The sequence below is a fragment of the Ottowia sp. SB7-C50 genome, assembly GCF_033110285.1.
Classification (GTDB): domain Bacteria; phylum Pseudomonadota; class Gammaproteobacteria; order Burkholderiales; family Burkholderiaceae_C; genus Ottowia.
The window spans coordinates 3,370,916-3,395,645 of sequence record NZ_CP136995.1 but is presented as its reverse complement, the minus strand read 5'-3'; the positions used below and the strand labels follow the sequence as shown (position 1 = coordinate 3,395,645).

Below are 24,730 nucleotides of genomic sequence, written 5' to 3'. Positions count from 1 at the left end.
TCGCGCGCGGTGCATAGTCCGTGGGAGGTCCACGCGCACTGGCAGGGTGGTCAAGGGCGGTCTGTCGAGGGGTGCGGGAACAGTCCTCAGGCCACCATCGAGAGCTCAGGGGTGGTGTCTTCGATCATCAGCTGCGGCCGGTAGGTAAAACCGGCGTCCTGCTCTTCGTGCTGAATCAGCGCAGCGAGCATGCGTCGCGCGCGAATGGGTGCCTCGTCGACGCGGAGCGCCACGCGGGGCACGACACCGCCATAGGTCTGCAACTGTTTCTGCTGGAGCTCCAAGACCACTGCGTCTTCGTCGAAGGTCTGAGCGATCGCTTGGCAGACCGACTGGGTAAGTGCTTCGTCGTCCAGACGGCGGTTGCGCGCCACGGACCAGAAGTAGTGTGTGCTGGTCTCGGTTTCCGGCGTCAAGAGGTGAAGCACGTGGCTGCGATAGGCGTCGTCGGGAGAGGCGTCGACGGGGTAGACGCCAAAGTCCGTCATGCATGTGGATGGCGCCAGATAGACGGCGGTTTGCCAGCGGTTGATGCGGCCCTCATGGTCGAGCACCATGGCGAAAAAGGGCGGCGCGTCGATGTTGGGCATTTCGCGGTGCGCTTGTAGCAGGCCTTCGCCCAGAACGCTGGTCTTGGCTGGATAGCTTGGAATGCATTCCTCTTCGTTCTGCCCGATCGTGCGCAGGTGCACCCAGCTTTCGTGCCCCAGGTCCATGAGGTTGTCCACCGATAGACGAAAGTCGGCTTTCATGTGGTGATAGCCGCGCGAGCAGGCCCAATCGGGGTCGTCATTCCAGCGGATGTCGGGGATCAGCGCCGGGTCGGCGTCGGCTTTGCCGGGCCAGAGCCACAGCAGGCCGTGGCGCTCGACCAGCGGAAAGCGGCGCACACACGCCTGCTTGGGGATGAGTTCCTGGCCGGGCGCCAGCGTGCACGCGCCTTCAACCGAGAAGCGCATGCCGTGGTAGCCGCATTGCAGTTCGTCGCCCACACGCGTACCCGCCGACAGCGGCAACAAGCGATGGGGGCACAAGTCCTCCAGCGCAGCCACGCGGCCGTCAGAATGGCGCATGAGCACCACAGGCGTGTCCAACAGACGGCGGGCGACAACCGCGCCGTCGTTCAGTTCGTGAGAAAAGCCTGCGACATACCAGGCGTTTTGGAGCCAGTTCATGAGTTTTTTCCTTGGGGCTGATGGATGAGCAAATCGTATGTTGTCAAATAATGACAATAGATATCATCAGCGTACAAATTATTTGGGTGATTAGAATTCGGGTTTTCCCGGAGAAAGGTTGTTGATGAGCGTCGCGAAAAATAAACTGGACCTGCAGCGCCTGCCGGGCCATCTTGCGCGGCGCGTGCATCAATTGGCGGTTGCCTTGTTCGCGCAAGAGATACAGGAGTTTCGAGTGACCCCGATCCAGTACTCGACCTTGCAGGCTCTGAACAACAAGCCAGGCATCGACCAGAAAACGCTGGCTGCCACGATCGGAATCGATACTTCGACGATCGTGGGCGTGCTGGATAGGCTGGAGGCGCGCGGACTGGTCGTGCGGACTGTGGCGCCAAACGACCGACGCTCAAGACTGATTGAACCGACTGAGGAAGGCAGAGAGATGCTGGCCCAGCTTCTGCCGCGCGTGGTGAAATCTCAGGATCGGTTGTTGGCCACGCTCAGCCCAGCGGACGCCAAGCATCTCATGCGAATCATGCAACTGCTCGTCGACGCCAACGAGGAACTGAGCACCGTGCCGGCAAAGGACTGAAGGCTGCCCGGGCCGGCACGGGCTCAGCAGGATTCACGTTCGAATCCGATGTAGCCGATCAAGCGCCTCACTTGCTGCGCGGTCAGACCCCCGCCGCCTGCGCCTGCTTGTCTGCGTGGTAGCTGGAGCGCACCATGGCGCCCACGGCCGCGTGGGTAAAGCCCATGGCATACGCCTCCCGCTCGAACATCTTGAAGGTGTCGGGGTGCACGTAGCGCTTGACCGACAGGTGCGCGTTGCTGGGCGCCAGGTACTGGCCGATGGTGAGCATGTCCACGCCGTGCGCGCGCAAGTCGCGCATCACTTCCAGAATCTCCTCGTCGGTCTCACCCAGGCCGACCATCAGGCCGCTCTTGGTGGGCACGTCGGGGTGCAGCGCCTTGAACTTTTTCAGCAGGTTGAGGCTGAAGGCATAGTCGCTGCCCGGGCGCGCTTCCTTGTACAGGCGCGGCACCGTCTCCAGGTTGTGGTTCATCACGTCGGGCGGCGCGGCTTTCAGAATTTCGAGCGCGCGGTCGTCGCGGCCGCGGAAATCGGGCGTCAGGATTTCGATCTGCGTCTGCGGCGAGCGTGCGCGCGTCTCGCGGATGCAATCGACAAAGTGCTGACTGCCGCCGTCGCGCAGGTCGTCGCGGTCCACGCTGGTGATGACAACGTACTTCAGCTTCAGCTGCGCAATGGTGTTGGCCAGGTTCACCGGCTCATTCACGTCCAGCGGGTCGGGCCGGCCGTGGCCCACGTCGCAGAACGGGCAACGGCGCGTGCACTTGTCGCCCATGATCATGAAAGTGGCCGTCCCGTGGCCGAAGCATTCGCCGATGTTGGGGCAGCTGGCCTCTTCGCACACCGTCACCAGCTTGTTCTGGCGCAGGATGTCCTTGATCTCGTAGAAGCGCGTGCTGCTGGAGCCGGCTTTGACGCGAATCCAGTCTGGCTTTTTCAGCGCCGGACCGTCGTTCTGCACCTTGACCGGAATGCGGCTCAGCTTGGCGCCGGCTTTCTGCTTGGCGGTCGCGTCGTAGGTTTCGGCGGGCTGCGCCTCGCGCACGGTGGGGGCGTGGGGGCCGATGGATTGGGTCATGGTGTCTTGATTCTCAATTTTTGAACGCTGAGGCCGCAAAGGTCTCGCAAAGGGCGCAGAACAAGCCCTGGTGAATGTCTCTTGGCGGCGTTGGCGACACCTTGACGCCCTTCGCGTTCAGGAAATCGCCAGAAGCCGCTGCAGCTGCGCGGCCAGTTCGTGGGCGGCCTCATCCCATGAAGCCGAAACACCGATTGTAGAAAGATCAACCGTTTTCAAGCCCGCATAGCCACAAGGGTTGATGCGGGCAAAGGGCTCCAGGTCCATCGCCACATTGAGCGCCACGCCGTGGTAGGCGCGGTGGTTGCTGACCTTGATGCCCAAGGCGGCGATCTTGCCGAGACCCGTGAAATCCGGCTGCGGCGCGGGCGAGCCGGGTTCGCGCCGCTGCGGCTTCTGCGCCAGCACGGCGTGGCTGAAGGGGTCATCCAGCCGCACGTAAATGCCCGGCGCCCCGCCCACGCGGTGGCCCGTCACGCCAAAGTGTCCCAGCGTGCGGATCACGGCTTCTTCCAGCCGCCACACGTATTCCTTGACGAAGATGCCGCGCGGGCGCAGGTCGATCAACGGATAGGCCACCACCTGCCCCGGGCCGTGGTAGGTGACCTGCCCGCCGCGATCCGTCTGCACCACGGGGATGTCACCCGGCGCCAGCACATGCTCAGGCCGCCCCGCCAGGCCCAGCGTGAAGACCGGTGAATGCTCGCAAATCCATAGCTGCTCGCGCTCATCTGGCAAGCGCTGGGACAAAAAATCCTTCATGGCGTGGAAGGTGGCGGCGTAGTCGACGCGGCCGAGCGAGTGAACATCCATGCTCATGTCAGCGCCGCATGCTGTGGCTGCGCAAGGCTTTTGCCAGTCGCGTCGGGGTCGTTGTGGATGGAGGGCATGGGTCACGTGGCCGCCACGAGGTGGACGGGAAGGTCAAAGGCGCTTTCCACCGATTCGCGGCGGAACAGGTCGACGTAAGGCTGGTAGCGGTATTGTCGGTTGCGCTCCTGGCCAGTGATTTCGCGCACCCAGCCGCGCTTTTCAAAGTCTTGCAGCAGGCGCACGGCGGTCGGCGGGGTGCAGCCGATGGCGCGGGCGGTGGCCTTGGCGCTGGTCAGGGGCTGGCGCAGCAGGTGGTCGATGAGGGCCAGCGCGCGCGCCTGGTTGGCCACGGCGGCGCGGTGCGCGTCGCGCAGGGTGATGATGTCCTTGGCGGTGCGGGTGGCGGCGCGCGCGGTGTTGCCCACGCCGCGCAGAAAGAACTTGAGCCACGGCTCCCAATGGCCGTGCGCGCGGATGGCGGTGAGGCGGTCGTAATACTCGGCGCGGTGCGCCTTGAGAAACACCGACAGATACAGCAGCGGCCGCGTCAGCGCGCCGGCTTCGCACAGCAGCAGGGTGATGAGCAGGCGGCCGACGCGGCCGTTGCCGTCGAGAAACGGGTGAATGGTCTCGAACTGCGCGTGCGCCAGCCCGCAGCGGATGAGCAAGGGCGTGTCGGCGCGGCCGTGGTGCAGAAAATGTTCCAGCGCGCCGAGCGCGTCCATCAGCGCGTGCGGAGGCGGGGGCACGAAAGCGGCGGTGGCCAGCGTGCTGCCGGCACCGCCGATCCAGTCTTGCGAGCGGCGGAATTCGCCGGGGGTTTTTTCGCCGCCGCGCACCTTGCCAGCGCCACCGTGCATCAGCTCGGCATGGATTTCGCGGATCAGGCGCAGGCTTAACGGGAAGCCGTCGGCCAGCCGCGCGAGGCCATGATTCATGGCGCGCACATAGTTGACGACCTCTTCCACGTCGCGCGGGGTATCGTTGTGGCTGGGTTCGGCCTCAAAGGCGAGGACGTCTTCGAGCGTGCTCTGTGTGCCTTCGATCTGCGACGAAAGCACGGCTTCGTGCCGCACGTACATGCCCACGAACAAATCAGGGTTGGGCAGCAGGTCAGCCAGGGCGTCCAGCCGGGCGACGTCGCGGTCGGCGTCGGACAGCAGCGTCAGCAATTCGCCGTCGTAGGCGATGGGCGGCGCGGGCGGCAGCGGTTCGGGCAGAAAGGCGCGGTAGCCGCTGGGCTGCTGCACATAACGCCCGGCACGTGGGCTGGATGGGATGGGCGAAGTTTTCATAAGCAAGCCGAGGCGCGCATTTTATAAAAAAAACCTGCTTGAATTTTCTTAAACCTGGGCGTCAAGACGGCTTATGAAAACCGATCGCCAACAGGAACTGTCATTATGAACAGCATGTTGTCTGTGCAATGTGGCGCCACGGTGCTGCGCGCGGTGCAAGCCGACATCACTACGCTGGCGGTGGACGCCATCGTCAACGCCGCCAACGCGTCGCTGCTGGGCGGTGGCGGGGTGGACGGGGCGATTCATCGTGCGGCGGGGCCTGAGCTGCTGGCGGAATGCCGCCTGCTGGGTGGGTGCCACACGGGTGACGCCAGGACGACGCGCGGCTACCGCCTGCCGGCGACATGGGTGATTCACACCGTGGGGCCGGTGTGGCAGGGAGGCGGCGCCGATGAGCCGGCCTTGCTGGCCGCGTGCTATCGCCGGTCCATCGAGGAGGCGGTGCGCGTGGGGGCGCGCACGCTGGCGTTTCCGAGCATCAGCACGGGGGTGTACGGCTACCCCATCGCGCAGGCGGCGCCGGTGGCGGTGGCGGCGGTGCGCGCCGCGCTGGTGGCGCACGCGGGTGCCGTGGACGAGGTGCTGTTCTGCTGCTTCTCGTCCGGCGATCTGGCGCAGCTGCAGCGCGCACTGGCGGCCGGCGGGCAAGCTGCGGCATGACCGCCGCGTCCGTGGTCGCTATTAATTCAAGAGCTATCTGCGCAGATGCAGCGCAGCGCAGCGGGGTGACGGACCCATAGTCCCAAAGCGCCGGCTACAGCACCACCTTGACCATCGGGTGGCTGGTCAGGGCGCGGTACAGGTTGTCGAGCTGCTCGCGGCTGGTGGCGGTGACGGTGATGGTCACGCCCAGGTAGTTGCCTTTTTCGCTCTCGCGCAGCTCGATGGTGCTGACGTCGAAGGTGGGGTCGAACTGGCGGGCGACTTCGGTCACCGCGTGCACGAAGCCATCGACCTTGGCGCCCATCACCTTGATCGGGAAGGCGCTGGGGTATTCGATGAGCGATTCCTTGCGCAGATCGGTCGGGCTGGGGTCGGGCGTGAAGGCGCCGTTGCTGGCGGACGGCGCGGCGGGGGCGGGGGGTGGGGCAGTCATGCGGTGAAAAGGGCGTCCTTGGCGCGTTGGTAGGCGGCGTACAGCTTCTGGTAGATGGGGCCGGGCGCGCCGCTTCCAACCGGCTGGCCGTCGAGCGTGGTGATGGGCAGCACCTCCTTGGTGGCCGACGACAGCATCAGCTCATCGGCGGCCAGCACCTCGGCGCGCGGAATGCGGCGCAGCTCGAAGCCGATGCCCGCTTGCGCGCACAGATCAGCAATTGCGCCATAGCGGATGCCCTCGAGCACCAGATTGTCCTTGGGCGGGCCCATGACCACGCCGTTTTTCACCACCCACACGTTGCTGGCGGCGGCTTCACTCAGGAATCCGTCGCGGAACATCACCGTCTCCAGCGCGCCCTGCTCGAAGCTGATCTGCCGCGAGAACACGGCGCCCAGCAGGCTGATCGACTTGATGTGCGCCTTCTGCCAGCGGAAGTCGTCCGCCGTGACGCAGGCCACGCCGCGGGCGCGCTGCTCGGGCGTGGGCGGCTTCATCGGCAGGCAGGTGGCGAACACGGTGGGCGTCAGGTCTGGCAGCATCGGGTGGTCGCGCAAGGCCACGCCGCGCGTGACCTGGAAGTAGTAGAACCAGTCGGTCGGCGCAGGCTGGGCATCATTTCCGCCATCTGCGCTGGCCACGTCAGGATGTCTAGCTATCAATTCGTTAGCAATCTGCAGCCACTGCTGCGGCGTGTGCGGGTTGGGGATGCGCGTTTCGGCCAGGCTGCGCTCCAGCCGCGCCATGTGCTGCGCAAAGCGGAACGGGCGCGGCGCCTGGCCCGGCCGGCCGTAGAAGGAGATGCCTTCGTACACCCCGTCGCCAAAGATGAAGCCGCGGTCCAGCGGCGAAATGCGCGCTTCGGGCAGCGTGGTGTAGTCGCCGCTCACATAGCACGGCAGGGGCGGCAGGTGCGTGGTGTCGATCATGGCGCGAAGGAGTGCATTGGCGTGGGAAGCGACCATTGTGGCGCACTTCACCGCCCTGTCGTGAAAGGGCGACGCGCGCGTGATGCAGTGCCCAAGCCCTTGTAGGACGTGCCTGACAAGCTATGCATTTTGAACTTGACGCGGCCCGCTGGGCGATGCACGGCGCCCGCGGGGAAACGGGCAGGGGTTTCTACGTATAATCAGCCGGTTTTTTGCAGTCGTATCTGAGCGTCAACGCAGTGTCAGTTGAAAGAACGAACATCACACTGCCCAAGCGCCCGGAACCGGCCGCAAGTGCAAGGAAAGAGGAATCAGAACAAGCGGCCGAGGAGGCGTTTGTCCCGCTGAGCGCCGACGAGGCGCGTGCATGGCGGGCCAGACATCCGCAAGGGTCTTTGTGGCGTGTGTGGCTGGTGCAGGTGCTCGCAGGGGCGCTGGCAGCGGTCGGTGTGTGGCTCTATTCGGGCAGCGCACCCGCGGCATGGTCGGCGGCCTATGGCGCGCTGGCGGTGGTTCTGCCGGCAGCGCTGTTTCTGCGCAGCACGGTAGGGCGGCCGGCTCCCACTTCGGGGGCTGCCCTGCTGAACCTGTTTCTTTGGGAGTTGGTGAAGATCGCCATGACCATCGGGTTGCTGATTGCAGCGCCGCGACTGGTTGCACAGCTAAGCTGGCCGGCCATGCTGGTGGGTTTGGTGGTGGCGGTTCAGGTGTACTGGGTGGCGCTGATGCGGATGAGTCTGCGCACCACCCGGGCGGGATCCACGGCAACGCGCGCTGACACGGCGCGCGGCGCCTCTGACAAGTGACGTGAATCGAGATGAGTGCTGAAACCGCTGCTTCCCACGGCCCCTCCGCTGGCGAATACATCGTCCACCACCTGGCGCACTGGCAGAACCGCCCCATGAAGGGCGTGATCGACTTCGGCGTCTACAACATCGACTCCATCATCTGGTCGGTGCTGATCGGCATCGTTGGCTGCTGGCTGCTCTACAAGGCCGCCAAGAACGCCACCTCCGGCGTGCCGGGGCGTTTCCAGGCCGCGGTCGAATTCCTGTTCGAGATGGTCGACAACCAGGCCAAGGCCATCATTCACAACGCCGAAAGCCGCAAGGTCGTGGCCCCGCTGGCGCTCATCGTGTTCGTCTGGATCTTCCTGCTGAACGCCATGGACCTGCTGCCGGTCGACCTGCTGCCCAAGATCTGGGAATGGTTCACCGGCGTGCGCGGCGGCGATCCACACCATGCCTACATGCGCGTCGTGCCCACGGCCGACCTGTCCACCACGCTGGGCATGTCGATCTCGGTGCTGCTGATGTGCCTGTACTACAACATCAAGATCAAGGGTGCTGGCGGCTGGGTGCACGAGCTGTTCACCGCCCCGTTTGGCGCACACCCCCTGCTGTGGCCGGTGAACTTCATCATGCAGCTGATCGAATTCGCCGCCAAGACGGTGTCGCACGGCATGCGACTGTTCGGCAACATGTACGCGGGCGAACTGGTGTTCATGCTGATCGCGCTGATGGGCGGCGCCGCAGCGGCGTCCATGTCGGGCATCCTGCTGCCGGTCGGTCATGTGCTGGCCGGCACCATCTGGGCCATCTTCCACATCCTGATCATCACGCTGCAAGCCTTCATTTTCATGATGCTGGCGCTGGTGTACATCGGCCAGGCGCACGACGCGCACTGATCGCCGCCTCGGTTTTCGCTTTCCTTTTCCTTTAACCAACCTCACCTTTCTTCAACAGGAGCATTCAAATGGAACAAGTACTCGGCCTCGTCGCTCTGGCTGCTGGTCTGATCATTGGCCTGGGCGCTGTCGGCGCTTGTATCGGCATCGGCATCATGGGCAGCAAGTACCTCGAATCCGCCGCCCGTCAGCCCGAGCTGATGAACGAACTGCAGACCAAGATGTTCCTGCTGGCCGGTCTGATCGACGCCGCCTTCCTGATCGGTGTCGGTATCGCGATGATGTTCGCCTTCGCCAACCCCTTCGTCCTCAAGTAAACGTCGCTGGCGTCCTTTGCCGGATAACGTGTTTAACTTGAGAGAAAGGGTGTTGCCGTGAGCATCAACGCAACCCTGTTTGTCCAGATGATCGTGTTCGCGATTCTGGTGTGGTTCACGATGAAGTTCGTGTGGCCCCCGATCGCCAGGGCGCTGGATGAGCGGGCCCAGAAAATTGCCGATGGTCTGGCAGCCGCCGACAAGGCCAAGAGCGAGTTGGCAGCCGCCAACAAGCGGGTCGAACAGGAGCTGGCCACCTCGCGCAACGAGAACGCACAGCGCCTTGCCGACGCCGAGCGCCGTGGTCAGGCCATCATCGAAGAAGCCAAGGTCCGCGCCAGCGAAGAGGGCGCCAAGATCATCGCTTCCGCCAAGGCCGAAGCCGAGCAGCAGACCATCCAGGCGCGCGAAGCCTTGCGCGACCAGGTGGCCCAGCTGGCGGTCAAGGGTGCCGAACAGATCCTGCGCAAGGAAGTCAATCCTGCCGTGCACGCCGATCTGCTGACGCGCCTGAAGACCGAGCTGTAAGGCGCAAGCGGAGAAACGATCATGGCAGAACTCGCCACCATCGCCCGTCCCTACGCCGAGGCGCTCTTCCAGACGTCCCGCAGCGAGCTGGGCGCCACGCAGGGCTGGCTGGACGGTCTGGCCGCGGCCGCGGGCAACGCGCAGCTGTTGCAGTTCGCCGCCAACCCCAAGGTTGACGCGGGCCAGGTCTTCCAGGTCGTGACCAGCGTGCTGAAGGCGCCGTTGCCCGAGCGCGGCGTGAACTTCCTGCGCACCGTGATCGACAACGATCGCCTGGCTGCCCTGCCCGAGGTGGCGCGGCAATACCGTCAACTCGCCAACGCGGTGGGCGGCTCGTCGGACGCAGTGGTGTACACCGCGTTCCCGATCAGCGATGCCGACATGGCCAGCCTGATCGCCACGCTGGAGCAGCGTTTCGGCCGCAAGCTGAACGCATCGCAGCAAACGGACCCGTCGCTCATCGGCGGTGTGCGCGTGGTGGTGGGTGACGAAGTGCTGGACACTTCGGTCAAGGCGCGCCTCGAACAAATGAAGATGGCCCTGACCGCCTGACGCGGTCGCGGGACCGCGAACACTTTTAGGACAAGGAACGAGTCATGCAACTCAATCCCACCGAGATTTCCGAACTGATCAAGAGCCGCATCGAGGGCCTGGGCGTCAGCGCCGACGTGCGCAACCAGGGCACCGTGGTGTCGGTGACCGACGGCATTGTGCGCATCCACGGCCTGTCCGACGCGATGCAGGGCGAGATGCTGGAATTTCCAGCCACGGCCGACGGCCAGCCCACCTACGGCCTGGCGCTGAACCTCGAGCGCGACTCCGTCGGCGCCGTGATTCTGGGCGAGTACGAGCACATCTCGGAAGGCGACACCGTCAAGTGCACGGGCCGCATCCTGGAAGTGCCCGTCGGCCCCGAACTGGTTGGCCGCGTGGTCAACGCGCTGGGCCAGCCGATCGACGGCAAGGGCCCGATCAACGCCAAGATGACCGACGTGATCGAGAAGGTTGCGCCGGGCGTGATTGCGCGCCAGTCGGTCAGCCAGCCGGTGCAGACCGGCCTGAAGTCGATCGACTCGATGGTGCCGATTGGCCGTGGCCAGCGCGAGCTGATCATTGGCGACCGCCAGACCGGCAAGACGGCGGTGGCGATCGACGCGATCATCAACCAGAAGGGTCAGAACATGACCTGCGTGTACGTCGCCATCGGCCAGAAGGCGTCGTCCATCAAGAACGTGGTGCGCGCGCTGGAGCAGTACGGCGCCATGGAATACACCATCGTCGTGGCCGCCTCGGCGTCTGAATCGGCGGCCATGCAGTACGTGGCGGCCTACTCGGGCTGCACGATGGGCGAATACTTCCGCGACCGCGGCGAAGACGCGCTGATCATTTACGACGACCTGTCCAAGCAGGCCGTGGCGTATCGCCAGGTGTCGCTGCTGCTGCGCCGCCCGCCGGGCCGCGAAGCCTACCCTGGCGACGTGTTCTACCTGCACAGCCGTCTGCTGGAGCGCGCCGCGCGCGTCAACGCCGACTACGTCGAGGCCTTCACCAAGGGTGAAGTCAAGGGCAAGACCGGCTCGCTGACCGCGCTGCCCATCATCGAAACGCAGGCCGGCGACGTGTCCGCTTTCGTGCCGACCAACGTGATTTCGATCACCGACGGTCAGATCTTCCTGGAAACCAGCCTGTTCAACGCCGGTATCCGTCCCGCCATCAACGCCGGTATCTCGGTGTCTCGCGTGGGGGGGTGCGGCGCAGACCGACCTGATCAAGAAGCTGTCCGGCGGTATCCGTACCGACCTGGCGCAGTACCGTGAACTGGCCGCCTTCGCGCAGTTCGCGTCCGACCTGGACGCGGCCACCAAGAAGCAGCTGGACCGTGGTGCACGCGTGACCGAACTGCTCAAGCAGCCGCAGTACAGCCCGCTGCCCATCAGCCTGATGGCCGCCACGCTGTTCGCGGTCAACAAGGGCTTCATGGACGACGTGGACGTCAAGCGCATCCTGCCGTTCGAGCAGGGCCTGCACGGTTACCTGAAGGACAAGCACGCCGCCCTGCTTCAAAAGATGGAAGGCGGCAAGGCGCTCGACAAGGACAAGGACGCCGAGGCCGAACTCACGTCCGCCATCGAAGCCTTCAAGAAGTCCTTCGCCTGATCCTTCGTCCGGAGGAAACACACTATGGCAGTCGGCAAGGAAATTCGCGGCAAGATCAAATCGGTGGAAAACACCAAGAAGATCACCAAGGCCATGGAAATGGTGGCCGCGAGCAAGATGCGCAAGGCGCAGGATCGCATGCGCTCGGCCCGCCCGTATGCCGAGAAAGTGCGCAACATCGCGGCCCACCTCGGTGAAGCCAACCCCGAGTACGTTCACCCCTTCATGAAGTCCAACGACGTCAAGAAGGCGGGCGTCATCGTGGTGACCACCGACAAGGGCCTGTGCGGCGGCATGAACACCAACGTGCTGCGCGCGGTGACCACCCGCCTGCGCGAGATGCAGGCTGCAGGTGTCGCGACCGAGGCGGTGGCCATTGGCAACAAGGGCTTGGGCTTTCTGTCGCGCATTGGCGCCAGGGTGGTCTCGCAGGCCACGCAGCTGGGCGATACGCCCCACCTCGACAAGCTGATCGGTCCGGTCAAGACCCTGCTCGACCAGTACGAGAAGGGCGAACTGAACGCTGTCTACATCGCCTACACGCGCTTCATCAACACGATGCGCCAGGAAGCGGTGATCGAGCAGTTGCTGCCCCTGTCGGCCGAGAAGATGCAGGAAGAAACGCGCGCCAGTGGCACGCAGCATGCCTGGGACTACATCTACGAACCTGACGCGCAGTCCGTCATTGACGACCTGCTGGTGCGTTACGTGGAGGCGCTGGTCTATCAGGCCGTGGCCGAGAACATGGCGTCCGAGCAGTCGGCGCGCATGGTGGCCATGAAAGCCGCCACCGACAACGCCGGCAACGTGATCAACGAATTGAAGCTGGTCTACAACAAGACGCGGCAGGCGGCGATCACCAAGGAACTGTCCGAAATCGTGGCAGGCGCTGCGGCGGTCTGACCCCGATCACAACCGAATCAAGTTATTTGGAGCAACACATGGCTCAAGTTCAAGGAAAAATCGTTCAGTGCATCGGCGCCGTGGTCGACGTGGAATTCCCGCGCGACCAGATGCCCAAGGTGTACGACGCGCTCAAGATGGACGGCTCGGCACTGACGCTGGAAGTGCAGCAGCAGCTGGGCGACGGCATCGTGCGCACCATCGCGCTGGGCTCGTCCGACGGCCTGCGCCGCGGCACCATGGTGCACAACACCGGCCACCCCATCCAGGTGCCGGTGGGCCGCGCCACGCTCGGCCGCATCATGGACGTGCTGGGCAACCCGATTGACGAGCGCGGCCCGGTCAGCAGCGAGCACATGGCCTCCATCCACCGCAAGGCGCCCAGCTACGACGAGCTGTCGCCCTCGCAGGAACTGCTCGAAACCGGCATCAAGGTGATCGACCTGATCTGCCCGTTCGCCAAGGGCGGCAAGGTGGGTCTTTTCGGCGGCGCCGGCGTCGGCAAGACCGTGAACATGATGGAACTCATCAACAACATCGCCAAGGCGCACTCGGGCCTGTCGGTGTTCGCCGGCGTGGGTGAGCGCACCCGCGAGGGCAACGACTTCTACCACGAGATGGCCGAATCCAAGGTCGTCGTGCTGGACAACCTGCCCGAATCCAAGGTGGCCATGGTCTACGGCCAGATGAACGAGCCGCCCGGCAACCGCCTGCGCGTGGCGCTGACCGGCTTGACGATTGCCGAATCGTTCCGCGACGAAGGCCGCGACGTGCTGTTCTTCGTCGACAACATCTACCGCTACACGCTGGCCGGTACCGAAGTGTCCGCCCTGCTGGGCCGGATGCCTTCCGCCGTGGGCTACCAGCCGACGCTGGCCGAGGAAATGGGCCGCCTGCAGGAGCGCATCACCTCCACCAAGGTGGGCTCCATCACGTCGATCCAGGCCGTGTACGTGCCGGCCGACGACCTGACCGACCCGTCGCCCGCCACCACTTTCGCCCACCTGGACTCCACGGTCGTGCTGTCGCGTGACATTGCCGCGCTGGGCATCTACCCGGCCGTGGACCCCTTGGACTCCACCAGCCGCCAGCTTGACCCGCTGGTCGTGGGTGAAGAGCACTACAACGTTGCCCGCCAGGTGCAGGGCACGCTGCAGCGCTACAAGGAACTGCGCGACATCATCGCCATTCTGGGCATGGACGAACTGTCGCCCGAAGACAAGCTGGCCGTGGCCCGCGCGCGCAAGATCCAGCGTTTCCTGTCGCAGCCGTTCCACGTGGCCGAAGTGTTCACCGGCTCGCCCGGCAAGTACGTGTCGCTGAAGGACACCATCCACGGCTTCAAGATGATCGTCAACGGTGAGTGCGATGCCATGCCGGAACAGGCGTTCTACATGGTCGGCACCATCGAAGAAGCGATGGAAAAAGCCAAGAAGGTGGCCTAAGGCGGCCCCGAACCAGGAGCCCGACACATGGCAAACACCATTCACGTCGACGTGGTCAGCGCCGAGGAGTCCATCTTCTCGGGTGAAGCCACGTTCGTGGCACTGCCCGGCGAGGCTGGCGAGCTGGGCATCTACCCGCGCCACACGCCGCTGATCACGCGCATCAAGCCCGGCTCGGTGCGCGTGACCACGCCGGCAGGCGGCGAGGAATTCATCTTCGTGGCCGGCGGCATTCTCGAAGTGCAACCTGACCGCGTCACCGTGCTGTCCGACACCGCCATCCGCGGCAAGGACCTGGACGAAGAGAAGGCCAACACCGCCAAGCGCGAAGCCGAGGAAGCGCTCAAGAACGCCAAGAGCGAGATCGACATGGCCCGCGCCACGTCTGAACTGGCCGTCATGGCGGCGCAGATCGCTGCATTGCGCAAATACCGCCAGAAGCGTTGACGGGAGCGCGGCTTTGGCCGCCTCTTGTCTGCGTGTTGTGAAGCGCCCCTTGTGGGCGCTTTATTTTTTGGCGGAACGAGGACTTCTGCCAATAGGCGGCCCCAACAACAGCCTGTTGGATCGATGGCCGACCCGCGAAGCCCCTAGAATCGCTGCATGTTCTTCAGAAGCGCGCGCAGCGAGGCCATCCCGGTCGAGGCGGCCGACCTGTTGGTGACTGCCGGCGCGCTCGTGGAACTGAGCGCAGCAGACGCGCGTGAAATCGCAGCCTACATGTCGCTGCGCAAGGTCGCCATGGGCGACGTCATCATCCGCGAAGGCGACAGCCAGCACAACGACTTCATGGCGCTGGTGCTGGACGGCGAGGTGGCGGTCGAGCATTCATTGGCCCCCACGCACGAGGCCATGGTTGTGTCTGTCCTGGGCCCGGGCAGTCTCATCGGCGAACTGGGCCTCATCGACGATTCACCGCGCTCGGCGACGTGCATCGCCTCGACGGCGCTGACGCTGGCCATTCTGCAGCGCGATGCCCTGATGCGGCTGATGAAAGACCGCCCGGCAGTGGCGGCGCGACTTCTGCTGGCGATGAACAAGCGCATCGCCGACCACCTGCGCGAGGCCAATCGCAAGCTGACCAGCCTCTCTCAGCTCAGCAAGGCCCTGGAGCAGGAACTGGACGCCGTGCATTCGGTCAACAGGCGCCTGCTGGACAGGATCGCGCCCACTCAAACGGTTGAATAGCGCCGGTGCACAGCGCAAGCAAGGGCGAGCGCGGACGCGCCAAGCGCGCCCGATAGTCAGCGCAGCACCGGCCCGTCAGGCAGGCGGTTGACCACAGCCGCCGTGCCGGCGTCCGCCGGCTCAGGAAAGGCTGCCACCAGCACCGCGGACACTTCCTCCAGCGCGCGCGTCAGCCCCTGTTCGACGTGGCCTTCCTGCAAGGCCACGCCCAGACGGTCCACCATCGCCTGCCATTCCGCGGGCGCCACCCGTTCGGCGATGCCGCGGTCGGCCACCAGTTCGATGGCGTGTTCGGCCAGCAGCAGGTAGATCAGCACGCCGTTGTGGTGCGGCGTGTCCCACACATGCAGCTTGGCGAACATCATGGCCGCCCGCTGGCGTACGATGGTGGCGATCGGGATGTTGTGCCGCCAGTGCCGCCACAAATAGCTGGTCGGCAATCCGCCTTCGACGCAGATGCGGATTTCGCCGGTGTGGCGGCGCTCGCTGGCGGCGACAAAGCTGCGCAGGCGTTCTTCCAGCGCCGGGTCGATCACGCGGCGCGCGTCGGACTCGTCCAGCCAGCGGTGGCGCAGCGATCTTGCAAGGGTCTTGAGCATGGTCTACCAGCTCCCGCTCGCGCCGCCGCCGCCAAAATCGCCGCCGCCGCCCGAGCTCCAGCCGCCGCCACCCCCGAAGCCGCCGCCGCCAAACCCACCGCCGCCGCCCCAGCCGCCCGGCGGCAGAAAGACCGGCCCGCCGCCGCGCCCGCGCGATACCGGCAGCGACGACATGACGCCCGCGAACAGCGCGAACAGCAGCGCCACCACGCCCGCGCCCAGCGCCAGCGCGATGCTCACCGTCACCAGATAGGTCAACCCGCCCACGCCAGCGCCCGTCAGCAGCGCGCCCAGCTTGCGGCCAAAGATGCCGCGCGCGACGGCGCTGATGACTGGCACGGCAATGAACAGGAAGATCAGCCCCTGGAACAGGTCGAACCCGCCTGCATCACCCTGGCTACCCCGCGCGGACGGCGCCTTTACCGGTGGCAGCGGCTCGCCCTTGATGCGCGCCGCCAACTGGTCCACCGCCGCGTTCAGGCCACCGGCGTAGTCGCCATTGCGGAAGTGCGGCGCCATGGCTTCGTCGATGACCTGCTTGGCCGCGATGTCTGGTACCGCCCCTTCCAGCGTCTTGGCGACCTCGATGCGCATGCGACGGTCCTGCACCGCGACCAGCACGATCAGGCCGTCGCCCACGTCCTTGCGGCCGATCTTCCAGGTGTTGCCCACCCGGTTGGCAAAGGCGGCAATGTCCTCGGGCGCGGTGGTGGGCACCATCAGCACCACCACCTGCGATCCCTTTTCCTGCTCCAGCGTGGCCAGCTTGGCGTCCAGCGCCGCGACCTGCGCGGGCTGCAGCGTGCCGGACGTGTCGATGACATGGCCCGTCAGCGGCGGCACCGGCTGCAGCAGCGATTGCGCATGCGCCGTCAGCGCTGCGAAAACTATCAAAAAGATAGCTGTCAGCGCCTTGAACAGAGCGGCTGGACGCACTTTGGCCTATGAAAACGGGCTGCGCGAAACGGTGCCGCGCCTCAGCGCGCGGGCGCCGGCGTCGGGCTGGTGCCGAAGTCCACCTTGGGCGCGTTGGAAATCGCCGCCTCGTTGGCCACGGTGAAGTTCTCCTTCGGCTTGTAGCCGAAGATCATGCCCGTCAGGTTCGTCGGGAAGCTGCGTGCCAGCACGTTGTATTCCTGCACGGCCTGGATATAGCGGTTGCGCGCCACGGCAATGCGGTTCTCGGTACCTTCCAGCGCCACGCGCAGGTCGGCAAAGGCCTTGTTGGCCTTCAGGTCGGGGTAGCGCTCCACCGTCACCATCAGTCGGCTCAATGCGCTGGACAGCTCGCCCTGCGCGGCCTGGAACTGCTTGAACGCCTCGGGGTTGTTCAGCGTCTCGGGCGTCACCTGCATGCTGGTGGCCTTGGCGCGCGCGTTGATCACCTGGTTGAGCGTGTCCTGCTCAAACTTGGCTTCGCCCTTGACGGTGTTGACCAGGTTGTCGATCAGGTCGGCACGGCGCTGGTACTGGTTGACCACTTCGCTCCACGCGGACTTGGTGGTTTCGTCCAGCCGCTGGAAGTCGTTGTAGCCGCAGCCGCTGAGCGACAGGGCCGCCGTCAGCACGGCAGCCATCTTGATGAACCAGCTTTTCATTCGAATGTTCCTTCTCTCCTGAAGCGCAGGATTTGCGCAGGTGCGAAACGTAGCACAAATGGGTGCGGCTTTTTGTAGGTCAAGAGCGCGGCCTGCGACGGGCGGCCTGCGGCGGCCAAGGCACAATCCGCGTATCGCGCGCATCACCCCACCGAGGTTCAGTGCCATGCCCAAGTCACGTTACGCCGCCGCCCAGCTGGGCGGTTCCGCAGACGATGTGGAGGTCGCCTTCTACGAGGCGCTGCGCAATGGCGACATCGACCAGCTCATGGCCTGCTGGGCCGACGAGGACGACATTGTCTGCGTGCACCCCGGCGGCCCGCGCCTGGTGGGCGCCGCCGCCATCCGCCAGGCGTTCGAGCAGATGTTTGCGCAGGGCAGCATCCAGGCCACGCCCGAGCGCCTGCGCCGCGTCGATTCGCTCGGCGCCGCCGTCCACAACGTGCTGGAGCGCGTGGACCAGCACACCGCCGAAGGCACGCGCCGCGCCTGGGTCGTGGCCACCAACGTCTACCTGAAGACCGCCATGGGCTGGCGCCTGGTGGCGCACCACGCCAGTCCGGGGCGCAGCGAGGTGGAAGAAATTTCGCACCGCGGCCAGCAGCTGCATTAAGCATCAAATGAGCCTTCAGCGCTGACGCCATCAGCGGCGAATGCTATCTATTTTGAAGTGACGCCGTACCGCGCCCCCGCCTGGCTGCCCGGCGGCCACCTGCAGACCATCTGGCCCGCGCTTTATGCGCGCCGCTTTGTCGGCCCGCGCCCGCGCTGGCGGCGCGAACGCTGGGACACGCCCGACGGCGATTTCATCGACGTGGACTGGCTCGCCACGTCCCCGGCCGCCGGGGCGCCGCTGCTCGTGTTGTTCCACGGGCTGGAGGGGTCCGCGCGCAGCCACTACGCCGAGTCCTTTGCCGGCTGGGCGCGCCAGCACGGGCTGGCCATGGCGGTGCCGCACTTTCGCGGCTGCTCGGGCGAAATCAACCGCGCACCGCGCGCCTACCACTCGGGCGACCATGTCGAAGTCGACTGGATGCTGCACCGCCTTGCGCAGGCACAGGCCGCGCGCGGGGGCGGGCGGCTGCTGGCCGTGGGCGTCTCGCTGGGCGGCAATGCGCTGCTGCGCTGGGCTGGCGAGTCGGGCGAATCGGCGCGCCAGGTGGTTGCCGCCGTCGCCGCCGTGTGCTCGCCGCTCGATCTGGCGGCCGGCGGCCACGCCATCGGGCGCGGCTTCAACCGGCAGGTCTACAACCGCATGTTTTTGCGCACCATGAAGGCCAAGGCGCGTGCCAAGCTGGCGCAGCACCCGGGCTTGTTCGACCTGCGGCGCCTGACCGAGGCGCGCGACCTGTACGCCTTTGACGACCTGTTCACCGCGCCCCTGCACGGCTTCGCCGGGGTGGAGGACTACTGGCGCCGCGCCTCTGCCAAGCCCCACCTTCCCGCGATCCGCGTGCCCGCGCTGGCCCTGAACGCCCGCAACGACCCCTTCGTGCCCGCCGCGTCGCTGCCGCGCGCCGACGAGGTGGGCCGGCACGTGACCCTGTGGCAGCCCGGCGAAGGCGGGCACGTCGGCTTTGCCCAGGGGGCGGCGCCCGGGCATGTCCTGTGGCTGCCGCAGGCTGTCGGCGGGTGGCTACTGGCACCGCATGGCGACGCCTGAGGGCGGCGTGGGGCATACGGCGGACGCCTGGATGCGGATCGGGCGCACCACGGGCGCGCCAACGGCATGAAATAAGTCACGACTTATTAGTGCAAAACCTAGGTTTAGGGCAGGAAAAGTTGGCAGTAGAATCCAATCGAAACCAAATTCATTACAAAGTTACAGGGAATTGCCTTGATGGCCACACATTTCAGTCAAAAGAAGTGGTTTAGTTGGCTTCTTGGCGCTATTGGGTTGGGCTGGTTCTCATTGGCCGGTGCTGCTTCGGTCGATCTGACGGTGACCAAGACCGCGCCTTCCACGGCGCAGACACTCACGCCCTTCGATTACAAGATCACCGTCAAGAACATCGGTGCGGGCACGGCTACCAATGCCACGTTGACGGATACGCTGCCGCCGTATCTCTATGGCATTACCACACCGGTGGTCGCCGCCTCAGGGTCCGGCACCGAGTGCCCCACCAGCTTTGCGCTGCCCGATACCTCGGGCACCAACAGCACGGGGACCGCCAGCAACAACAAGCTCACTGCCACCATTCCGTCGCTGCCTACCGGCGGCGAATGCACCATTACCTTCAAGGTGTCGGCGGTGCGCGTCGGCTCTTATGTCAACAGCGTGACCGTGGCGGCCGGCGAAGGCGACACCGACGTGGCGACCGACTCCAACACCGCCAGCGTCACCACCAACCTCACGTCAATTCCGGCTGACCTGAGCCTGACCAAGGTGCGCACTACGCCATTGCCCGCGGCAGGAAAGTTCGCCTTTGGTGACGCGATTTCGTATGAAGTGGTTTTGCTGAACAAGAGTGATGTCAATATTCCGCCGCAGGTGGCCATCACCTTTGGGGATATTCAGCAGACCGGTCCTAACACCATCCGCATTGGCGGCGCGCAGAGCACCGTGTCGGCCTACTCCTGTACCGCGACGCTCGGCGCGGCATGTCCGACCGAGGGAACGGCTTCGGGCAACCTGATCTGGAACACGGCGCCGGCCTCGGCACAGAATTACTATGCATTCAACCCCGGCATGATCCGTGGCTTGCCGGCGAGATCGAGTGTGACCTACCGCTACACCGTCATGACAACCAAGGCAGATGACACTTGCGGCAGTTCCGACATCAACCTCACCGATTACCTGAGGGATGCACTGGTCTATGGAGCCGGTGCGCTTGGCACCTCACCGTTCACCGATTCCAACGCGATTATCGAAACGCCGTATTCGGTTACGACGCCGTTGAAATCTCCAGGCGCCTGCAATTTCGCGCCCGTATCCGTTCGGACATCCAAGGCGCTGATCGGTAACACCAGTTCGATCGACACCGAGGGTGAGATCAAGACCTACCGGTTTACCGTTACCCGCATCGCCGCCACCGCCACCAATGCCACTCAGGCCAATGCACTGCCGGTGACGCTGGCGCTGTGGGACCAGATGCTGTACAACAGCTGGACTGCGTTGGGTGGCGCGGTGAAGCACACTGGCAAGGTCACGAATTGCACCCCCAGCGCTGGTGCGTCGTGCCCCACCCAATGGGCGAGCTTGCCGTATCCGTTGGTGGATGCTCAGTACAGGACGATCAACGGCACAACGCCGGCGAACATCACCACGGCGTATCCGTTCAGGGCAACAGACGGAACCAGTGCGTACAGCGTAACCCTGAACGCGCCCGGAGATTCGGTGGCCTTCGACATCGAGATCGGCTTTACCGGCCTCGACTCACTCACCTGCGTGAAGACGCCCAGCCAGCTGACGAATGGCTTCAGCGCGTATTCGACTGGATCGCCGCCGCAACCATTCAATTACTGGCTGGATTCCCAATTGGCGTCCAACCCGCAAGATGTTCCACTCGACCCCGATAAACCGCTGTGCGTGGATGTCGCGATCAACAAGACCATCACGCCCACCAACGTCGCTGCCGGCCAGCCCATCACGTTCACGCTGGACGTGACCAACAACTCCTTTGCCGCCGTCGGCAACCGGCGCACGGCGATCAATGTGCCGCTGACCGACGTGCTGGGCAGCCAGTTCATTCCGTCCGCGGCCACGTGCTCGGTGGTATCTGGCACCGCGACGGCGCCCGTGGTCACGCTGGCGGGCAACATCACGGGTGCCAACCACACGTTTACGGCCACGATCCCGAGCCTGGACGACGGTGCGACGGTGCGCTGCCAGATCACGGGTGCCGTCGTGCAGGCCGGCAGCTTCACCAACACGGCCACCGTCAACGGGACCACCGGCACCACGCGCGGCACGCTGCATGACGTGAATCCTGCCAATGACAGTTCGAGCCAGACCTACGGCATCGGCAATCCGGCGTCGATCACGCTCACCAAGAAGCTCTCCGGCGCGACAGCGGGGTATGTCGGCGGCACCACGTTCCCGGCCACGGTGGCCTGCACGGTGACGCCGACTGCCGGTGCCGCGACGACGGTCAGCCAGACGGTGAACCTGGTGCCTGATGTGCCGCAGACCGTGAATGTTCCTGCGCAGACAGCGCAGCAGACGGTGAACTGCGCCGTCAGCGAAGGAGCGCTGCCAGCGCCTGCGACGAATTACAAATGGGGCACGCCGACCGTGAGCCCGGCCAACGTCAACGGACTGGGGCCGACGGCGAACGGCGCCGTCACCATCACCAACCCGTTGATCGACACGCGGGTCAACCTTGCGATCACCAAGACCGCGAACCCGGGCAACACGTACACGCCGGGTCAGGCGCTGAAGTACGACATCAAGGTCGCCAACGACGGGCCAGCCGATGCCGTGGGCGCTGTGGTGACCGACTTGGTGCCCGCCGCCGTCTCCGTCACCAGCTGGACGTGTACTGCGCCCAGCACAGGTGCTGACTGCGACAGCACCACCGCGGGGACGGGTGCCAGCGGCAGCGGCAACAGCATCCGTCTGGGCAACGTCAACCTGCCGGTCGGCGGCTCCATCGTCATCAGCGTCAGCGGCACGGTGTCACTCAGCGCGACCGGCGCGATCACCAATTCGGCCACGGTGGACCTGCCTGCGGGCGTGAGCTGCAACACCGCGCCCAACTGCAGCCGCACCGCCGACGTCACCAACACCAGCCTAGGCACGCCTCAGCTGAACATCAGCAAGAGCGCCAACCCGGGCACCTTTGCGGTGGGTGCCACGGGCAGCTACGCCATCACCGTCTCCAACGTCGGCACCGGCGCCACCACCGCGGACATAGCCGTCAACGACCCGCTGCCGGCCGGCATCACCGCCACGCTTCCCATCACCGCAACAGGCTGGAACTGCAGCGCCAGCACCGCCACCGTGGTCAGCTGTACCAACAGCACCGCGCTGATCCCCGGCGCCATCGCCCCGGTCATCACCGTGCCCGTGAGCATCGGCATCAACGCTGCCTCGCCCAGCGTCAACACCGCCCGCGTCAGCGGCGGCGGTGACAGCACCTGCCCGGCCAGCGGCACGACGCTGGTTCGATGCCAGGGCTCCGTCACCACGGCCGTCAACGCCCCCGGCCTCACCGTCAAGAAGACGCTGCAGGGCAACCTGGTCGTCGGCCAGTCCACCAACTACCTTATCACCGTCACCAACAACGGCCAGGCGCCCACGCTGGCGGGCACCCTCACCGACACCATTCCGACGGGCCTCGCCATCGGCACCCTGCCGGCCGGCTGCACGGCCGCCGGCCAGACGCTGACCTGCGCCATCCCGGCGGGCCTGGCCAACGGCAGCGCGGTCAGCTACACCATCCCGGTCACCCCGGATGCCACCGTGGTCAACACGGCCGTCAGCAACACCGCCACCGCCAGCGGCGCCGGTGACCCGACCTGCCCGGCCGGTGCCAACTGCAAGGACACCGCCACCGGCACCGTCACCGCGCCGCAGCTGAGCCTGACCAAGACCGTCAGCCCCAGCACGCTGGTGGTCGGCCAGGCCGGCAGCTACACCATCACGGTGACCAACCAGGGCACGGCCGCCACCACGGCGGTGGCCACCGTCAGCGACGCCATCCCGGCCGGCCTGACCCTCGGCACCCTGCCGGCCGGCTGCACGGCCAGCGGCCAGACCGTGAGCTGCACCATCGCCAGTGGCCTCGCAGCCACCAGCGGCGCCACCAGCTTCGTGATCCCGGTCACCGCCACCGCCAGCCTGCTGGGCCAGTCCGTCACCAACACCGCCAGCGTCAGCGGCGGCGGTGACCCCGGCTGTACCACGGCCCCGGTCGCTGCGCGCTGCACCGGCAGCGTCACCGCCCCGGTCAGCGCCCCGCAGATGACGATCAAGAAGACCGCCAGCACCGCCTGGGCGGTGGGCGTGCCGGCCAGCTACACGCTGGAAGTCACCAACACCGGCAGCGCCGACAGCTTCGGTACCATCACCGTCATCGACGTCATCCCGGGCTCGCTGACCCTCGGCACCCTGCCGGCCGGCTGCACCGCCGCGGGCCACCAGGTCACCTGCACGTCCTCGGCCGTGCTGGCCAAGGGCGCCAAGATCAGCTTCGTGATCCCCGTCACGCCCACCGCCGCCTCGGCGCCCAGCGTCAGCAACACCGCCACCGTCCAGGGTGGGGGCGATCCGGTCTGCCCGACCGCTGCCAACTGCACCAGCACCGTGGTCACCCCCGTGAGCGCGCCGCAGCTGCAGATCACCGAAACCGCCAACGGCCCGTGGAGCATCGGCATGAGCGGCGCCGCCTACACCATCACGGTGACCAACGTCGGACCGGCCACCACCACCGGCCTGGTGACCGTCAACGCCACCCTGCCGGCGGGCCTGACCCCCGGCTGGAGCGGCACCACCACGCTGAACGGCTGGAGCTGCACCGCCAACGGGCAGGACATCGCCTGCACGGCCACACCCGACCTGGCCAACGGCGCCAACGCCGTATTCACCTTCCCGGTGAACGTGCTGGCGGCGGCCGTGCCCAGCGTGACCACGCCCTCGGCCGTGGGCGGCGGCGGTGACCCGTTCAACGGCGGCACCACCCCGGCAGCGGGCACCGCCTGCACCACGCTGGATGCGACCCCCGCACCCAACCACTGCGCCACCGTCACGCTGCCGATCCCGGTCTCGGGCGCCGTGAGCACCGTCAAGACGCTGGATGCCGGCACCAAGACCCCCTTGGTGGCAGGCCAGGCGGTGACCTACGTGCTGACGGCCACCAACAGCGGCGGCACGGCCGTGGCCAACTACGTGCTGAACGAAGTGGTGCCTGCCAACGCCACCTTCACCAGCATCGAAGGCGGCACCACCACCTGCACCGCCGGTGCGGCCGCCGGCACCCTGTGCCCGGTGACCATCGCCAGCGTGCCGGCCGGCGGCAGTGCCAGCGTGCGCATCACCTTCACCCTGGCCAAGACCTTGCCCAGCGGCTTCACCCAGATGGTCAACGCCATCACGGTGCCGGCTGCCTGCGCCGGCGCAAGCTGCGATGCACCGCCCACGCCGCCCAGCTGCACGGGCAGCAGCTGCACGCCGGCTGCCAGCTGCACCGCCGGTGACCCGCTGTGCGTGAGCACGCCACTGGCCGCCACCGGTGGTGGCCTGACGCCCGTGCCGACAATGTCGGAGTGGATGCTGATGGCCATGGCGCTGATGCTGGGGCTGATGGGCTGGCGTCAGGCGCGGCGCGTGGCGCAGCGATGAGCCCGGCCCGGCCGATGCAGGCAAGGCGCTCGGCTTGATAGG

23 protein-coding genes and 1 pseudogene are annotated in these 24,730 nt (G+C 65.8%); 15 read left to right on the top strand and 9 right to left on the bottom strand.

Annotation, left to right across the window (positions count from 1 at the left end):
* Nucleotides 1-86: 86 nt before the first annotated feature.
* Nucleotides 87-1,175, bottom strand: a complete 1,089-nt coding sequence (locus tag R0D99_RS16220; RefSeq protein ID WP_317749207.1) for an aromatic ring-hydroxylating dioxygenase subunit alpha — start codon at nt 1,173-1,175, stop codon at nt 87-89.
* Nucleotides 1,176-1,299: 124 nt separating this feature from the next.
* Here R0D99_RS16220 and R0D99_RS16215 point away from each other — a divergent pair, with 124 nt between their 5' ends.
* Nucleotides 1,300-1,767, top strand: a complete 468-nt coding sequence (locus R0D99_RS16215) for a MarR family transcriptional regulator (RefSeq protein ID WP_317749206.1) — start codon at nt 1,300-1,302, stop codon at nt 1,765-1,767.
* Between the two features lie 82 nt (nt 1,768-1,849).
* Here the strand turns inward: R0D99_RS16215 and lipA are convergent, their stop codons facing one another.
* The 3 genes from lipA to R0D99_RS16200 form a co-directional block, all read right to left on the bottom strand.
* On the bottom strand, nt 1,850-2,848 hold the full coding sequence (gene lipA, locus R0D99_RS16210; RefSeq protein WP_317749205.1) for a lipoyl synthase: 999 nt from the start codon (nt 2,846-2,848) through the stop codon (nt 1,850-1,852).
* Nucleotides 2,849-2,965: 117 nt separating this feature from the next.
* Nucleotides 2,966-3,667, bottom strand: a complete 702-nt coding sequence (lipB, locus tag R0D99_RS16205; protein WP_317749204.1) for a lipoyl(octanoyl) transferase LipB — start codon at nt 3,665-3,667, stop codon at nt 2,966-2,968.
* Between the two features lie 74 nt (nt 3,668-3,741).
* Nucleotides 3,742-4,956 (bottom strand): Fic family protein, encoded by a 1,215-nt coding sequence (locus R0D99_RS16200; RefSeq protein WP_317749203.1) that lies wholly within the window; start codon nt 4,954-4,956, stop codon nt 3,742-3,744.
* 123 nt (nt 4,957-5,079) lie between these two features.
* Between R0D99_RS16200 and R0D99_RS16195 the strand changes: the two genes are divergently transcribed.
* A complete protein-coding gene (locus R0D99_RS16195; protein WP_416366009.1) occupies nt 5,080-5,619 on the top strand; it encodes an O-acetyl-ADP-ribose deacetylase in 540 nt (179 codons plus the stop codon).
* Nucleotides 5,620-5,713: 94 nt separating this feature from the next.
* On the opposite strand, the gene R0D99_RS16190 is transcribed toward R0D99_RS16195, so the two are convergent.
* Both R0D99_RS16190 and R0D99_RS16185 read right to left on the bottom strand, forming a co-directional pair.
* A complete protein-coding gene (locus R0D99_RS16190; protein ID WP_317749201.1) occupies nt 5,714-6,055 on the bottom strand; it encodes a YbeD family protein in 342 nt (113 codons plus the stop codon).
* Entirely contained in the window at nt 6,052-7,020 is a 969-nt protein-coding gene (locus tag R0D99_RS16185; RefSeq protein ID WP_416365949.1) for an aminotransferase class IV, read from the bottom strand. Before R0D99_RS16185 ends, R0D99_RS16190 begins: the two co-directional genes overlap by 4 nt.
* A 176-nt stretch (nt 7,021-7,196) precedes the next feature.
* Between R0D99_RS16185 and R0D99_RS16180 the strand changes: the two genes are divergently transcribed.
* The 10 genes and pseudogenes from R0D99_RS16180 (at nt 7,197) to R0D99_RS16135 (ending at nt 15,209) form a co-directional block, all read left to right on the top strand.
* Entirely contained in the window at nt 7,197-7,790 is a 594-nt protein-coding gene (locus R0D99_RS16180) for an ATP synthase subunit I (protein ID WP_416365948.1), read from the top strand.
* 11 nt (nt 7,791-7,801) lie between these two features.
* A complete protein-coding gene (gene atpB, locus R0D99_RS16175; RefSeq protein WP_317749200.1) occupies nt 7,802-8,671 on the top strand; it encodes a F0F1 ATP synthase subunit A in 870 nt (289 codons plus the stop codon).
* A 68-nt stretch (nt 8,672-8,739) separates the two neighbouring features.
* Nucleotides 8,740-8,988: a F0F1 ATP synthase subunit C gene (atpE, locus tag R0D99_RS16170; protein WP_293188624.1), complete on the top strand. Its 249-nt coding sequence runs from the start codon at nt 8,740-8,742 to the stop codon at nt 8,986-8,988.
* A gap of 57 nt (nt 8,989-9,045) precedes the next feature.
* Entirely contained in the window at nt 9,046-9,516 is a 471-nt protein-coding gene (locus tag R0D99_RS16165) for a F0F1 ATP synthase subunit B (protein WP_317749199.1), read from the top strand.
* A 21-nt stretch (nt 9,517-9,537) separates the two neighbouring features.
* Nucleotides 9,538-10,068 carry a F0F1 ATP synthase subunit delta gene (locus tag R0D99_RS16160; protein ID WP_317749198.1) on the top strand — a complete coding sequence of 177 codons (531 nt, stop codon included), beginning with the start codon at nt 9,538-9,540 and terminating at the stop codon, nt 10,066-10,068.
* A gap of 44 nt (nt 10,069-10,112) precedes the next feature.
* Nucleotides 10,113-11,673, top strand: a pseudogene (gene atpA, locus R0D99_RS16155) (F0F1 ATP synthase subunit alpha).
* 24 nt (nt 11,674-11,697) lie between these two features.
* Nucleotides 11,698-12,576 (top strand): F0F1 ATP synthase subunit gamma, encoded by an 879-nt coding sequence (gene atpG / locus R0D99_RS16150; protein WP_317749197.1) that lies wholly within the window; start codon nt 11,698-11,700, stop codon nt 12,574-12,576.
* Nucleotides 12,577-12,614: 38 nt separating this feature from the next.
* Nucleotides 12,615-14,021 (top strand): F0F1 ATP synthase subunit beta, encoded by a 1,407-nt coding sequence (atpD, locus tag R0D99_RS16145; RefSeq protein ID WP_317749196.1) that lies wholly within the window; start codon nt 12,615-12,617, stop codon nt 14,019-14,021.
* Between the two features lie 27 nt (nt 14,022-14,048).
* The gene (locus R0D99_RS16140) at nt 14,049-14,468 is read left to right on the top strand and encodes a F0F1 ATP synthase subunit epsilon (RefSeq protein ID WP_317749195.1); all 420 of its coding nucleotides are present in this window, start codon (nt 14,049-14,051) and stop codon (nt 14,466-14,468) included.
* 156 nt (nt 14,469-14,624) lie between these two features.
* Nucleotides 14,625-15,209: a cyclic nucleotide-binding domain-containing protein gene (locus R0D99_RS16135; protein WP_317749194.1), complete on the top strand. Its 585-nt coding sequence runs from the start codon at nt 14,625-14,627 to the stop codon at nt 15,207-15,209.
* A 56-nt stretch (nt 15,210-15,265) separates the two neighbouring features.
* On the opposite strand, the gene R0D99_RS16130 is transcribed toward R0D99_RS16135, so the two are convergent.
* The 3 genes from R0D99_RS16130 to R0D99_RS16120 are packed head-to-tail and all read right to left on the bottom strand — an operon-like array spanning nt 15,266 to nt 17,406.
* Nucleotides 15,266-15,808, bottom strand: a complete 543-nt coding sequence (locus R0D99_RS16130; protein WP_317749193.1) for a TPM domain-containing protein — start codon at nt 15,806-15,808, stop codon at nt 15,266-15,268.
* A gap of 3 nt (nt 15,809-15,811) precedes the next feature.
* Nucleotides 15,812-16,744 carry a TPM domain-containing protein gene (locus R0D99_RS16125; RefSeq protein ID WP_317749192.1) on the bottom strand — a complete coding sequence of 311 codons (933 nt, stop codon included), beginning with the start codon at nt 16,742-16,744 and terminating at the stop codon, nt 15,812-15,814.
* 41 nt (nt 16,745-16,785) lie between these two features.
* Nucleotides 16,786-17,406, bottom strand: coding sequence for a LemA family protein (locus R0D99_RS16120; RefSeq protein WP_317749191.1), 621 nt, complete (start codon nt 17,404-17,406; stop codon nt 16,786-16,788).
* Nucleotides 17,407-17,572: 166 nt separating this feature from the next.
* On the opposite strand from R0D99_RS16120, the gene R0D99_RS16115 reads away from it, so the two are divergent.
* The 3 genes from R0D99_RS16115 (at nt 17,573) to R0D99_RS16105 (ending at nt 24,688) form a co-directional block, all read left to right on the top strand.
* On the top strand, nt 17,573-18,019 hold the full coding sequence (locus tag R0D99_RS16115) for a YybH family protein (RefSeq protein WP_317749190.1): 447 nt from the start codon (nt 17,573-17,575) through the stop codon (nt 18,017-18,019).
* Nucleotides 18,020-18,076: 57 nt separating this feature from the next.
* Nucleotides 18,077-19,069, top strand: a complete 993-nt coding sequence (locus R0D99_RS16110) for a YheT family hydrolase (protein WP_317749189.1) — start codon at nt 18,077-18,079, stop codon at nt 19,067-19,069.
* A 234-nt stretch (nt 19,070-19,303) separates the two neighbouring features.
* Nucleotides 19,304-24,688 carry an IPTL-CTERM sorting domain-containing protein gene (locus R0D99_RS16105; RefSeq protein WP_317749188.1) on the top strand — a complete coding sequence of 1,795 codons (5,385 nt, stop codon included), beginning with the start codon at nt 19,304-19,306 and terminating at the stop codon, nt 24,686-24,688.
* Nucleotides 24,689-24,730 lie beyond the last annotated feature (42 nt).